11 protein-coding genes are annotated in these 14,549 nt (G+C 35.0%); 3 read left to right on the top strand and 8 right to left on the bottom strand.

Annotated elements, in window-relative coordinates; all coding sequences use genetic code 11:
* Positions 1 to 192 precede the first annotated feature (192 nt).
* Positions 193 to 582, top strand: a complete 390-nt coding sequence (locus AC1Q5Z_RS04795) for a hypothetical protein (RefSeq protein ID WP_492443947.1) — start codon at positions 193 to 195, stop codon at positions 580 to 582.
* A gap of 185 nt (positions 583 to 767) precedes the next feature.
* Here AC1Q5Z_RS04795 and AC1Q5Z_RS04790 read toward each other — a convergent pair whose 3' ends face one another.
* The 8 genes from AC1Q5Z_RS04790 to AC1Q5Z_RS04755 all read right to left on the bottom strand — a co-directional run bounded on the left by AC1Q5Z_RS04790 (position 768) and on the right by AC1Q5Z_RS04755 (position 12,241).
* Complete coding sequence (locus tag AC1Q5Z_RS04790) at positions 768 to 1,550, bottom strand: hypothetical protein (protein WP_492443946.1); 783 nt, start codon at positions 1,548 to 1,550, stop codon at positions 768 to 770.
* 80 nt (positions 1,551 to 1,630) lie between these two features.
* The gene (locus tag AC1Q5Z_RS04785) at positions 1,631 to 3,040 is read right to left on the bottom strand and encodes an efflux transporter outer membrane subunit (RefSeq protein WP_488753764.1); all 1,410 of its coding nucleotides are present in this window, start codon (positions 3,038 to 3,040) and stop codon (positions 1,631 to 1,633) included.
* A gap of 2 nt (positions 3,041 to 3,042) precedes the next feature.
* Positions 3,043 to 6,198 carry an efflux RND transporter permease subunit gene (locus AC1Q5Z_RS04780; protein WP_492443945.1) on the bottom strand — a complete coding sequence of 1,052 codons (3,156 nt, stop codon included), beginning with the start codon at positions 6,196 to 6,198 and terminating at the stop codon, positions 3,043 to 3,045.
* 27 nt (positions 6,199 to 6,225) lie between these two features.
* On the bottom strand, positions 6,226 to 7,359 hold the full coding sequence (locus AC1Q5Z_RS04775) for an efflux RND transporter periplasmic adaptor subunit (RefSeq protein WP_343586033.1): 1,134 nt from the start codon (positions 7,357 to 7,359) through the stop codon (positions 6,226 to 6,228).
* 516 nt (positions 7,360 to 7,875) lie between these two features.
* Complete coding sequence (locus AC1Q5Z_RS04770) at positions 7,876 to 8,631, bottom strand: LytR/AlgR family response regulator transcription factor (protein ID WP_343586031.1); 756 nt, start codon at positions 8,629 to 8,631, stop codon at positions 7,876 to 7,878.
* Positions 8,632 to 8,636: 5 nt separating this feature from the next.
* Positions 8,637 to 9,731 (bottom strand): sensor histidine kinase, encoded by a 1,095-nt coding sequence (locus AC1Q5Z_RS04765; RefSeq protein ID WP_198855881.1) that lies wholly within the window; start codon positions 9,729 to 9,731, stop codon positions 8,637 to 8,639.
* Between the two features lie 38 nt (positions 9,732 to 9,769).
* Positions 9,770 to 10,816 carry a beta-ketoacyl-ACP synthase III gene (locus tag AC1Q5Z_RS04760; RefSeq protein ID WP_198855882.1) on the bottom strand — a complete coding sequence of 349 codons (1,047 nt, stop codon included), beginning with the start codon at positions 10,814 to 10,816 and terminating at the stop codon, positions 9,770 to 9,772.
* A gap of 591 nt (positions 10,817 to 11,407) precedes the next feature.
* On the bottom strand, positions 11,408 to 12,241 hold the full coding sequence (locus tag AC1Q5Z_RS04755) for a universal stress protein (RefSeq protein WP_198855883.1): 834 nt from the start codon (positions 12,239 to 12,241) through the stop codon (positions 11,408 to 11,410).
* Positions 12,242 to 12,462: 221 nt separating this feature from the next.
* Here AC1Q5Z_RS04755 and AC1Q5Z_RS04750 point away from each other — a divergent pair, with 221 nt between their 5' ends.
* On the top strand, positions 12,463 to 13,518 hold the full coding sequence (locus AC1Q5Z_RS04750; RefSeq protein ID WP_492443944.1) for an NAD(P)H-dependent flavin oxidoreductase: 1,056 nt from the start codon (positions 12,463 to 12,465) through the stop codon (positions 13,516 to 13,518).
* 461 nt (positions 13,519 to 13,979) lie between these two features.
* A complete protein-coding gene (locus AC1Q5Z_RS04745; protein WP_343586025.1) occupies positions 13,980 to 14,375 on the top strand; it encodes a DoxX family protein in 396 nt (131 codons plus the stop codon).
* The last annotated feature ends 174 nt before the right edge of the window (positions 14,376 to 14,549 follow it).

The raw sequence follows: 14,549 nt of genomic DNA, 5'->3' as shown, positions 1-14,549 counted from the left end.
TTTTGGAAATTAAATGGTTTGATTTTTTTATAGGAAAATATTTTATATTTGGGTGATTGTAAAAACTGATTTTTGTTACGGTTATTTATCCAAGTTTGGGTGCAATAGATCCAATATTGTCAGTATTATATGCTAGTTGTAGTTAATTTACTTATCGAAAGTGAACCAATAGTAAACTAAAAGAATTAATATATGAAAAATTACATTTACGCATTGTTATTTCCATTTCTGATAATTGGTTGTAATAATAGATCCTCAGACGCAGAAAAAGAATATATTAAAAATCTTGAGGAAAAAAATAGGCAATTAGAAATAGAATTAGAAAATAAAGAGAGTGAACTTGAAAGCAATTCTGGAGATAATGCTAAAAAAACTGCGACACAGTCCGAAAGTTCTAAAAACTATTTTACCATTGGATCAACAGAAAATGAAGTTTTAAATGTTATGGGCGACCCAACTTCATTAAGAAATATTGGCCCATATAAAACTTACTATTATGAACTTAGTAGTGTAACATTCGAAAATGGTAAAGTCAGAGATTATGATAATGACGGAAATTTAAAAGTCAGAGTCAGAAATTAAACCGATAGCGCGGATTTGCAATCCGTGCCTGTAAGGTTGTCTATTTTCCGTAAATACAAAAAATACATATTTAGTGTTATGCCTCACTGTTGCGGGCACGGATTGCAAATCCGCGCTATCGGTAAAAAGGAAGTATTTATGGCAGAGGGAATCCATTTAAAATATGTCACTCCGCTTGGATATTTTTAATCTTCTGCAGCCATTAATTCAATTTTTGCCATAATTAATGCAAGATTATTTTCTAAAGAAATTTTTCCTTCACGCCATTCTTTTTTGTTTGATCCTCTTGAAATTCTAAAAATGAAATCGCCAGTAAAAACATATCCAAAAGTTTCTCTTAAACCTGTTTTGGTTATTCTTTTTTGCGCTTCTCTTAAATCTATTTTTATTTCACTTTCGTTCTTAAAAACAATTGTATCCAAACCATCAAGACCTTTTTTAAATTCATGTCCGCGATAGTGAATGAGTTTGATCAAAGCATTCATAAACCGTAAAGCTCGATCTGCATTTTCTTTAGAAACATTCAAATTCAAAATCTCTAATTTCTCCAGATTGATATTATCGTTTAAGCCTTTGTTTTCCCAATAATTCTTTGTTGCTGTAATAATCTCCAACGAATTTTCGAGCTTATCGCTAATGCCTAGCGGAGCATGAACATCATCTTTTATGCTTTGAGCCAAATCGAGTAAAGGCGTCGATTTTGAAGGAACTCGAAGTTGCATTTCGTAAGTCTTTTTTAAAATCGAAATCTCATTATTTCCTTTAAAATCAATTGGTAACTGAGGAACATTCTTTCTCTTATATTCAGGTCCAATCCAATGTCGGCTTTTAGGGAGCGGAATATTCATTTTTTCGCAAGCATTTTTGATTCCCATACTAGAAACCTCATAAAGTTTTGCAATCTGCGGTATTGGAAATTTCCAAACCAAGCTGTAAAGTTCTGATCGGGTAAAAATAATTTTGTCCATAAATCAGTAAAATCAATTCAAAAGAAAATTCACCACCTCCATAATTGCTTACAGAAATGGTGAATTAAGAAAATTAAGCACTACTCTACTCCACCGCCTAAAGCACGGTACAGGTTAATTGCTGCATTCAGTTTTTCGAGTTTTATTGTTACTAAATCTAGTTCGTTCTGTAGCGAACTGTTTTGCGCTGCAATTACTTCAAGATAATTAGCCATTCCGCTTTTATAAAGCAAACCAGCATCTGAAGTTGCTTTTTCTAACGATTCTGCTTTCTCTTTTGCCAAAACAATACGTTCGTCAGCATATTTTAATCTTGACATAGCATCGTTTACTTCGCCAACTGCTGTTATAAAAGACTGTTTAAATTGCACAACCGCTTTTTCTTGTTCTAAAACAGCCACTTCATAAGCCGTTCTTAAAGCTTTTTTTCTAAAAATGGGTTGCGCTAAATTGGCTGCAATGGTTTTGGTGATTGAACCTGGAAAATCAAACCAATTTTCAAATTCAAAAGAATTTACTCCAATAGACGGATTCAAACTTAAAGTTGGATACATGGTTGCTTTTGCCAATCCTGTTTTTGCAGTGGCAGACATAACCGCGTATTCGCTAGATTTTACATCTGGTCTTCTGCTCAAAAGCGAAGCCGGAATTCCTGTTGGAAAAATTACCGAAACTTCAGCAGCATCAATGTTTCCAGCTCTTTCAATCTTATCTGGATATTCTCCGCATAAAATCTGTAAAGCGTTTTCTTGCACTGCGATATTTGCTTTCGCTAAAGGCACTAATAATTCAGCCGTTTTCTTTTGAGCTTCTGTTTGATTTACTGCCAAAGAACTAATCGATCCCGATTTGTATTGCAATTCCATCATACTCAAAGTATTGGTACTCAATTCGATGTTTTTCTCTGCAATTTTAAGCTGTTCATCTAAACCTAAAAGATTGTAATAAGCTTGCGCCACTTGAACAATAATTCGAGTTTTTAATGCTGAAAGATTCTCTTTTTGAGCAAAATAAGCGGCTTTGGCATCTCTTTTTTGCATTGCTGCTTTTCCCCAAATATCTACTTCCCACGAAAGACGCAGATTGGCACTGTAATCATCCATATAATCTTTACCAATAAATTGCTGGCTCAAAGATCCGTTTAGGGAATTTTTAGAAGGATAAGAACGGCTCGCTCCAGCATCGAAATCTAGTGTAGGTAATAACGATAATTTGGCTTGTTTATAACTGAGGTCGAGCTGTTCCATGCTTTTCATTGCAATGATCACTTCGTTGTTTTTTACTAACGCTTTTTCAATCAAAGCAACCAATAAAGGATCTTTATAATAGTTTTTCCACGGAAGCAAAACTGTGTCTCCAGTAACCGCGATTTCATCACGGTATTTTTCTGGAGCTTGTAAATCTGTACGAGAATATTTTTTTCCTACCACACACGATGTCATGATCGCTCCAGTAAGTAAAACCATTCCGATTTTATATAGTGTTTTCATTCTTATTCTTTTATCGTTTGAACTTGAGTTGCGATCTTTTTCCTTGATACTTTTTCTTGTAAATATTGGAATACAATGAAAAGCAACGGAATCACAAAAATTCCCAAAACAACACCGCTAAACATCCCTACTGCCGCACTCACACTGATCGATCTGTTTCCAACTGCAGTTCCTCCAGAGGCAAACATTAACGGAATCATACCTACAATAAAAGCTAGCGAAGTCATGATAATTGGTCGTAACCTTGATCTTGAACCTTCAATTGTTGCTTCAATTATTGTTAATCCGGCAAGACGTCTCTGCAAAGCAAATTCCACAATCAAAATGGCGTTTTTAGCAAGAAGTCCGACCAACATGATTAATCCAACCTGAACGTAAATATTGTTGTCTAAACCAACTGCTTTAACTCCTGCAAAAGCTCCTAAGATTCCCGTCGGGATAGAAAGCAATACCGCAAGTGGCAATAAATAACTTTCGTATTGTGCTGCCAATAAGAAAAATACAAACAAGAGACACAATCCGAAGATGGCAACAGTTTGACTTCCTCCTGCTTTTTCTTCCAAACTTAAACCAGTCCATTCGTAACTGTAATCAGACGGAAGTTTATCTAAAACTTGCTCTAGATTAGCCATAATTTGTCCGTTACTGTAGCCAGGCAAAGCCATTGCTGTAATATTTACCGAATTATAAAGGTTATAACGATTCACTGATTCTGGACCGTAAACTTTATGGAATTTCACAATCGATTTTACTGGAACCATTTGCATTTGAGCATTTCTCACAAAAATTTCATTAAATGCATCTTCATCCATTCTAAAAATACCATCAGCTTTTACATTTACTCTGTAAAACTTACCAAATCTTGAAAAGTCAGCTGATTGATCTCCTGCAAAATACGTCTGAATATTTCCTAAAAGTTCCTTGATATTTACGCCCATTTGACGTGCTTTATCTTCGTCAACTTCCAATTCCAATTGCGGATAATCGGCTCTAAAAGTGGTATATGCGTATTGAACTCCTGGCTGTTTCATAATCTCTGCGATCACTTTATCAGACATTGCTTTTAAAGTTTCCGGGCTTCTGGCCATTCTGTCTTGCAATACAATCTCAGCACCACTCGTTACCCCGAATCCTTCAACAGGCGGCATTCTGAAAACCATAATCTGACCTTCTTTAATTTTAGCCAGTTTTCCGTTTACGATATTCATGATTTCCTCAATATCTTTTACCGCTCCTCTTTCTTTCTTAGGTTTCAATTTGATAAATCCTAAACCATAAGCAGGGCTGGCACTATTGCTCAAAATATTGAATCCTGTAATGCTTGTATTAACATCAATCGCTTCTATTGGAGCCAATTCTTTCTCTAATTTTTCAATTACAGCAGTAGTTCGATCAAGAGCTGTTCCTGGTGGCATAGACAAACTATAAACCATGAAACCATCATCTTCTAAAGGCACAAAACTTTTTGGAGTAGACATCATCATGTAAACCGCAATTGCCGTGATTCCTGTTACTAATCCTGCAGCAATCCATTTTCTTCCAATTAAGAAACGAACGCCTTTAATATATCTTCCCGTTAAATTGTCGAAACTTGTATTAAATCCAACGAAAAAACGATCTTTAAAACTCGTTTTATGTTCATGATCACCATGTTTACCTCCATGATTTTTTAGCAAAAGCGCACATAATGCAGGCGTAAGCGTCAAGGCATTTACAGCAGAAATGATAATCGCAATGGCCAATGTATAAGCAAACTGTTTATAGAAAATCCCTGAAGATCCCGTCATAAATCCGATTGGAATAAATACTGCCGACATCACCAAAGTAATCGAAATTACGGCTCCTGTAATTTCTGCCATCGCACCATGAGTTGCTTCTTTGGCTGAAATTTCTTCATCTTCTTCCATTTTACTGTGAACGGCTTCGACAACAACAATGGCATCATCGACTACAATTCCTATCGCCAATACCAAGGCAAAAAGCGTCAAGATGTTAATCGTAAATCCGAAAACCAGAAGGAAGAAAAACGTTCCTACAATCGCTACAGGCACTGCAATAGCTGGAATAATCGTCGAGCGAATGTCCTGAAGGAAAATAAACACCACAATAAATACCAGAATGAAAGCTTCAAATAAAGTTGATTTTACCTGACCTGTTGCTTCGTCCAGTCTTTCTTTGGTACTCATTACGTTTACGTATTTAATACCTGGAGGAAAAGATTTCGATAATCGTTCTACTTCTTTATTGATTCCGATTTCGATGTCATTGGCGTTTGAACCCGAAGTTTGCAAAATCGCCATCGTAACGGCATTTTTACTATTCGATTTATTATCACCACTGTACGAAATAGAACCAAATTCAACTCTCGCTACATCTTTCAATCTTAAAACATTGCTGCCAACATTTTTAACTACAATATTTTCATATTGTTCTGGTTTGTTCTTTTTTCCTTTGTAACGAATTACATATTCTAAAGCTGCTGTAGATTCTTCTCCCAATTTACCTGGAGCCGATTCTAAACTTTGTTCTGCAATGGCCTGTGTTACATCTGAAGGCACTAAACCTGCATTTGCCATTTTACGCGGATCCAACCAAACACGCATCGAATAATCTTTCTGTCCAAAAATCTGAACTTGTCCAACACCCGGAACACGTTTCATTTGAGGAACTAAGTTGATATTGGCGTAATTCTGCAAGAACAACTCATCGTATTTGCTATTATCATCTGTATATAAGTTGAAAATAACAATCATACTATTTTGCTGTTTCGAAGTTGTTAATCCCATTCGGATAACTTCTTGAGGCAGTTTTGGCGTTGCTTGCTGTACTCTATTCTGAACGTTTACAGCCGCTTGATCTGGATCTACTCCTTGTTTAAAAATTACGCTGATAGAGAAAGATCCGTCATTACTAGCAGTCGATTTAATGTACTGCATGTTCTCTACTCCGTTAATCTGCTCTTCTAAAGGTGTTACTACCGAACGAATAACGGTTTCACTGTTTCCTCCTGGATAAGAACCGCTTACCATAACTGTTGGTGGCGAAATATCTGGGAATCGCGTTACAGATAATCGGGTAAGACCTATGATCCCCAGTATAACCAGTACAATAGAGATAACTGTGGCCAATACTGGCCTGTCTATTATTTTCTTTAACATGGAAATGTTATTTTATTAAATGAAAAATTATTTACTGCTTGTGTTTTTAGCAGCGATTTTTGGAACGACTTCCATTCCATCATAAAGTACATCGATATTATTCAGCGCTACTTTATCTCCAGATTTTAATCCGGATTTTACGAAATAATCTACTCCTGCACTTCCTGCAATTTCGATTGGAACCATAGCTACTTTATTGCCGTCCTTTAGAATAAAAACAAAGAATTTATCTTGAATATCTTTTACGCTCGCCATCGGAACTGTAATTACAGATGACAAACTTTTGTTCAAGACAATTCTCGCAGAACCTCCCGCACGTAATTCTTTTTTGGGATTTGGAAAAATAGCTTTTAAAGCAATTGTACCCGTTGCACGATCGACGTTTCCACTCGCAACTTCCAATTTTCCTTTTTGATCGTACTCGCTGTCATCGGCCATAATTAAACTTACAGTCTGATTACTTTTTGCATCTTTAGAAAAAGCTAAATAATCTGCTTCTGTTAGCGAAAAATAAACGAAGACGTTGTTAATTTCAGATAAAACAGTCAGCGGAACAGCATCTGTCGGTGTAACTAAATTTCCAATTCGGTTTGGAATACGGCTAATATAGCCGCTTACAGGAGCTTTAATCAAAGAGAAATCGGCATTTAACTGAGATGATCCTAAAGCGGCTTTAGCTTGTGCTACTTGTGCAGTTGCAGCTTCGTAATTGGCCTGTGCCGTTTTTAACTGCATGTCTGAGAAAACTTTTCCTTCTACTAAAGGTTTAATTTTTTCTACTTCCAGTTTCGCATTTGCTTGATTTGCCAAAGCGCTTTTGTAAGCTGCACGACTATTGTTTACTTGTTCGGCATAAACATCGCCTTTAATTTTAAAAAGAGATTGACCTTTGGTTACATAATCTCCTTCTTTTACATAAATTGCTTCCAAATAACCTGATACTTGTGCTTTTATATCAACGTTTACAGAACCTTCAACTGTTCCTGGATATTTCTTTTCAACTTCTCCTGTTGCCGAATTGGTCTGAAGAAAGTCTACTTCTGGCTTTGGAGGAGCCATCTGCGCATCTCCGCTTTTCCCACATGATGCAAGAGAAATGGTTATCAATAAAATTGCAATTCTGCCAATTGCTTTATTATTTTTAAAAAACTGTTTTGTCATTTTACTTTTCATTTTTAAATGAATTACCTCAAATTTGGCAGCAAAATAACAGCGTAAAACCGCTTTTTTAAGGAAGAAATTTACCCAAACGACATTTTTTGATACTGAAACGTTGGCTTGGGCTTATGCCACGAAGGTGCAAGGGCGCGAAGTTTTTATGCCACGAATTCACGAATTTTCTCCAATTAAATTCTTGTGTGAAATACTGCAGATAATTTCTCGAATTTTTATCGCCAAGTTAGTAAAACGCAACGTTTGTCATTTCGACGAAGGAGAAATCTCCGCGAGAAACTCTACAAAGATTGGCTATAGATTGCGGAGCTACTTGTGGAGATTTCTCCTTCGTCGAAATGACAAAAATGAGAGCAAAACATCATAAACACAGGAAAAAATTAGCGGAAATTCGTGGAATTCGTGGCAGAAAAAAATTCGCATCTTCGTATCAAAAAAATTCGTGAATTCGTGGCAAAACAAAAAAACTTAGAATCTCAGCATCTTAGAAACTTAGCAACTTTCTTATCTATCCATCCACTGCTTAAAGAAAGGCGTTTTTTCTCTACTGATGATTACCTCGCGTTCTGGATCTAGTTTTAGTTGAATTTTGAGTTTTGCGTTGAAGTAGTTCGCAATAGATTTGATGCTTTCGGCACGAATGAAAAACTGGCGGTTAGCGCGGAAAAAGATATTCGGATCTAATTCTTGCTCCAGTTCTTCCATAGTTTGCGGAATTGAGATAATGGCACCAGATTTAAGAAACAAATTACTGGTTTTAAACTCAGAATATATAAAGTCGATATCTGAAACGTCTACACTTTTATAGCCGTCACGATACGTTACCAAAAAACGCATTCTAAAAACTGGTTTTTCGATCAGTTCTTTTAGGATTCCAGCGATATTGGTTACACTAGATTCGTTTTTATTTAAAGATTTGAATTTAGCTAGGGCAAACTCCAACTCCGTCTTTTCAATGGGTTTCATCAAATAATCGATGCTGTTTACCTTAAAAGCACGAATTGCATATTCGTCATAAGCTGTAGTAAAAATTACAGGACAAGTGATGTTGATTTCATCAAAAATAGCAAAACTAAGTCCGTCTGCTAAACGAATGTCCATTGTAATTAAATCGGGTTTTGGGTTAGATTTTAGCCATGAAACAGTATCGACAACCGTGTCAATTATGTCCAAAATTTCACAATTGGGTTCTAGTTCTTCCAACAGTCTCTTTAACCTGCTGGCGTTAATGCTTTCATCTTCTACAATTAAAATTTTCATAATTCTTAAATTAATGGCAGATGCACTTCATAATAGCCATTTGATTCGCTAAAAGTTGGCATTCTTTCAGATAAAATTTTATAACGAAATTCAATGTTTTTATTTCCAATTCCTGTTGAAACCAGACTTTTTCCAGCTGTTTGCTGCAAGTTATTTCGAACAATAATATCTCCAGAATTAGAGAAAACAGTAATCGTAAGCGGATTGGCCAAAGTTGCCATATTATGTTTTACGGCGTTTTCTACCAATAATTGCAACGTTAAAGGCGGTAAATGAAGTGCAAGCGAAGCAGCGTCAACCTCAATTTTTAAATCTATTTTTTCGCCCAATCTTTTCTTCAGCAAATAAAAATACGCATTCAAGAATTCGATTTCCTCTTTTACTGTAATGGTATCTTTATTTGAATTAGAAATCATATAACGATATACTCTCGTTATATTTTCTAAGAACGAAGCTGCTTCTTTCTGATCTTCATAAATCAGCTCTGTCAAAGTGCTGAAATTATTGAATACAAAATGCGGATCTAACTGCATTTTAAGAGATTCTAATTTTGAACGCGTTACCGCTTCTTGAAGTTCAGAGGCTTTAACCTTTAATTCTGTAGTTTCTATAGCATTTAAACGCCATCTGTTTAATAGAAATATTCCGGTATGAATGGCACTTATAAAAAGCGAAATAATTGCAGCCATAATTTTAGACTGCCATATTACAACCAAATCATTTTCTTCTAAAGCAGTACAAGGATATAAATAATCCCAAAGACAAGAGAAAAAATAGTTTAAAAGTATATTTCCGGCAATAAGACAAATAAACTGTGCTATTGCTCTAAAAGCCGGATTTTGTTCCCAACTGATGTAGTAATTTAATTTGCGTCCAACAAACAAAGTTAGTTCTGTAAGGATGGCGCAATACAATAAAATAATGAAGATATCGAAGGTCTGATCTAAATCGAGCAAACCTTCTTCTTCAAAATTTCGGTACGGATTTAGAAAATAATACGAAGAAAGATAGACCAAAAAAACGGCTGGAATTACTATAACCCTGTAGTATTTATAGAAAAAATTCTTGCCCGATTTTTTATTTTGGTTCTTTCTACCCATTAATTCCCTCAACTGTAAAATTGAAAAATCCTATCTTATTAGTGTTCAACAAGAACACCCTCTTCTTTTTTGTTTGCTTTTATGGTAGCAACTGGATTTTTCTCACGCATAACGCCCCATTTCAGACACGTTGCACCCCAAGAAAAACCTGCACCAAAAGTAGTAATCAATACATTTTGACCTTCTTTGAAATCAGCTGCAAAATCCCATAAACATAAAGGAACTGTTGCCGATGTTGTATTTCCGTAACGGTCAATATTTACTTTTACTTTATCAGAATCAATATTTAAACTTTCGCCTACAGCATTAATAATTCTCAAATTGGCTTGATGTGGCACAACCCAATCAATTTGAGTTGCTTCCAAATCATTCTTTACCAAAGCATCTTGAGAAACTTGGCTCATTGCTGCAACAGCTCTCTTAAATACAAAAGCTCCGTCTTGTTTTAAATAATGCGTTCTGTGCAAAAGACTCTGCATAGAAGTTGGGTTTCTAGAACCTCCAGCCGGTACAGCCAAAGAAGAAACTCCGCTTCCGTCAGTTTTTAAAATCGTTTTCATTAAACCGTACTCAGATTCTGTTTTTTCTAACAAAACCGCACCTGCTCCATCTCCGAAAAGAATACAAGTATTACGATCTTCATAATCTACGATAGAGCTCATTTTATCAGCCCCAACGATGATTAATTTCTTATAACGTCCGCTTTCGATCATATTTGCTCCCATTTCTAGCGCATATAGAAATCCGCTACAAGCTGCGTTCATGTCAATCCCAAAAGCATTTGTAAGTCCGCTTTTATCACAAACAATACTTGCAGTTGGTGCTAAAATGTGATCGGGAGTTGCCGTTGCGACAAGCAAAGCTTCAATCTCATTTCGATCTACGTTATAATTTTCGAAAAGATTTTCAATCGCTGCCGCAGCAAGATCAGATGTTGCTGTGTCGTCGTCTGCGATTCTACGTTCTTTAATTCCAGTTCTTTTAATGATCCATTCCTCCGATGTATCAACTGTTTCTGAAATCTTTTTATTGGTCAGAATTGATGATGGTACGAAACCACCTATTGCTGTAATTACTGCGCTCATTGTTTTTTATTTTTTTTAAGCTTTGTACCCTTAGAACCCAATGCTTAATACTTTTCTCTTCTTTTTACAGTTTCTTTAGAACTGACGCAGGAAAGATAAATGCATTCCTAAAAAGCCGATTAAATCTGCTGACAATAACTTTTCTGAGAAATATTGTTTTAAAAACCTGAACAAACCAAAAAGATTATACAAAATCCAATTAAAATAAATTAAAAATATACACCAAGTGTTCTCTCGGTATTACTTGGTATATAATCTTTAATTTATCTTATTTTTAAAATCATATAATGCTGTTTCAGTTTGTAGATAACTCTCAATTGTAGCCGTTGCCATACTGATAAAAAACCTATTTGCATTTAAGTTTTTAGAGTGCCACAAAATTAATTTAAAAAAATCTGAAACTAGCAGACAATTAAGAATAATTAACAAAACTGCCTCAAATGTTAAAATATAATTTTGAAATTCGGCAACAAACGCTAAAAATTATAGAATCCCTAAAATCAAAAAAAATCTGTTAAAATTTATTCTGATAAAATTTCTTCAAAAAAACCTTGTAATTTTTATATCATTATTTTTAAATCAAATCAATCTTTAATAATTCGGAAACGACAATAATGGAATATCAAGCCCTGCTGCCAAAATCCTAGTTTTACTTCTATGAACCAAAGAATCCCAAAAACCGTATTTTTGAGGCACCATAATCAGTAAATCGGCCTCGTAATTCTTAATTTCTTTTCTGATTTCGTTAATAACAGCGTTCGATCTTACCGTTTTATAAAGATATTTTACATCTTCAAATTCTTTTTCGATATTCGAATTCATTAAAACCCTGTGTTGTTCTTCTTTTAAATCGTCTAATTTTTCGTCTACACTAAAAAACTCAATTTCTGCACCAAAATCTCCCAAAGCATTTTTAATCCAGCTGAATTTCTTAATAGCCGAAAAACTCAAACTATCGCATGCATATAATACTTTTTTGATATTTAAGAAATGTGCATTTTCAGGAACTGCCAAAACGGGAATTTGAAGATTCTTAATTGCCGTTGTAGTTGAATTTCCTAATAATTCCTGTTCAAAAGAACGTTCGGCCATTCCCATTACAACTACATCTGCGTTTGTTTCTGCAATAATTTTCGGAAGTTCATCTTCCAAAAAAGAATACGTACAGATTGCTGCTGTTTCGATTTTAAACGAATCGGCCATTTCTTTAGCTAAGTTTTCTAGTTTAGAAATCGCTCTTTCAATCTGCTTTTGCATTGCATCTGCAGTTATATGAGAGTTAGCACTGTGCACACTCAATGAAAATGAATTAAATAAAACCAATTTTGCGCCTGTGGCTTTGGCAAGTCCAGCGGCATAATTAACTGCATTAGTGGCGATGGCAGAAAAATTTGTTGCGGCGATTATAGTAAGAGGTGAATTCATAGAATATAATTAAACTTTCTCGCAAAAGTGTTCAAATAAAGGCTTCAATCTTTTTTTATATAACCGAATAATCATTTTTAACGACTCAACCGTAAAATATCATTCCTGAAAAAACAGCCTTTCCTTTTTTGTTTCTTACTTTAAAAAACAATAAAAATTATTGAAGCGAACCGTTTTAATATTTAGTAATTTTACTATTCGTATAAAAATTAGGTTCATGCATGAAAACCAAAATAACAGAATTACTAGGCATTGAGCATCCCATTTTACAAGGCCCTATGGGAGGCGGATTTTCTACAGCTTCACTTTTGGCAGCTGTAAGCAACGCAGGTGGATTGGGCAGTTACGGCGCTTATACGCTCACACCAGAAGAAATTCGACAAGCCGGAAAAGAAATCAAACTTGCCACTTCTAAACCTTATAACATCAATTTATGGGTTAATGATGTTGACAAAAGTCTTATAAATTATCCAAAAGAGAAATTAGAAAAGTTAAAACATAATTTTAAACCTTACTTTGATGAATTAGGAATTTCGCTTCCTGATTTATCTTCTGATATTCCTTCTAAATTTGAAAAACAAGTAGAAGTTTTATTCGAACTCAAACCTGCTGTTTTTAGTTTCATTTTCGGAATTCCGTCAAAAGAAATCCTTCAAGAAAGCAGAAAACTTGGAATAAAAACCGTTGGTGCCGCCACAACATTAGAAGAAGCACTTGCACTAGAAGATGCCGAAGTAGACGCAATTGTCGCCGCAGGATTTGAAGCTGGCGGACACAGGCCATCGTTCTTAAAACCTGCTCAAGATTCTTTTACAGGATTATTTAGTCTCATTCAGCAATTAAAAGCAAAAACCAAAACGCCAATTATTGCTGCTGGCGGAATTATAGATGCTAAAGGAATCGCCGCCGCAATGACTTTAGGTGCCGATGCTGTCCAATTGGGAACTGCTTTTATGGTTACCGACGAATCTGCTGCTGTGCCTTTACATAAAGAAACATTGTTTGCAAATCCCAATATTCCGACAACAATTTCAAAATCGCTTACAGGAAGAATGGGCCGAATGGTTTGCAATAAAATATCTGACACTGTTCCTTTTGAATCTGAAGTGCTTCCTTTTCCGCTTCAAACTAGATTAATGGCTTCTTTAAAAACTGCTGCTTTAGCTCAAGGAAGAACCGATTTAGTAAATTTCTGGTCGGGACAAAACACAAGCAATTTAAAATACCATAAAGCCAGCGAGTTGATGCAGGCTTTAATTGCTGAAATGTCTGCTTAGTTTTTTTAACGCAAAGTGCGCTAAGGTTCTTTTTTATGTAAATGCTGTAGATTTTAAGTTCGCAAAGGTCTTACTAGCTGTTAAGCTTGTGCTTAAACTTTTTTAATCTCGCAAAGTCGCAGAGTCGCAAAGTTTTTTTTAAAGCCACAGATTAATAAGATTAAAATGATTTTGTTTCACACAGATCCTGCAGATTTTAGCAGATTTTAATTTTTAAGCCTTAAAAAAATCTGCGCTTATCTGTTTAAATTATTTAAAATCTGCGTGAAATAAACCTTTGTGAACTTAAAATCTCCAATCATTTATATAAAAAACCTTAGCGCACTTTGCGGTAAAAAAAACACCACCTCTCTCCCTGTCCAGTTCGCCTCAAAGTTTGTCCGTTTCAACAAGTTTCTGATTTCGTTTTTAAGGCTTTCAACGCACATTTGTACCGTTAAATAACTTTAAATATCAAAATCATGAACTCAAAAACAACAAAAATTATCTATTGGACAGGCGCAGTATTAACTTCTTTATGGTTTGGCGCAAGCGGTTTCTTCGAATTAACAAACAATCCATTGGTTTGGGGAATTACACAACAATTGGGTTATCCATCACATTTCATTTACATCCTTGGCGTTTTTAAAGTAGCTGGTGTTATTACACTTTTAATTCCGAACAAATTATTACGATTAAAAGAATGGGTTTTCGCAGGCGTATTTTTCGATATCATTTTTGCCTTCTTTTCAAAAATTGCCGTTTTAGGTTTTGGCGCAGCAACAGATGCCATTATTGCCTTTGTAATGGTAAGCGTAACGTATGCTATGTACAGAAAACTGTATACAGCAACTTATACTCCATCAGCAATCAATTAAAACAAAACTACATTAAAATAAAAATGCCTAATAATTGATATTAGGCATTTTTATTATTTCTTACTCTAATACAAACTAAGATGAAAAAGATCATTCTAATTCTCTGTTTTATACTTTCAGCTTTGTTTTTCATAAGCTGTTTTATGTTTCCAGGATTATAAAATCAAGCCAATT

The organism is Flavobacterium sp. GW823-FHT06G12 (assembly GCF_058794775.1).
Note: the sequence above shows the minus strand (reverse complement) of the source record. Positions and strands in the feature narration are given on the sequence as shown.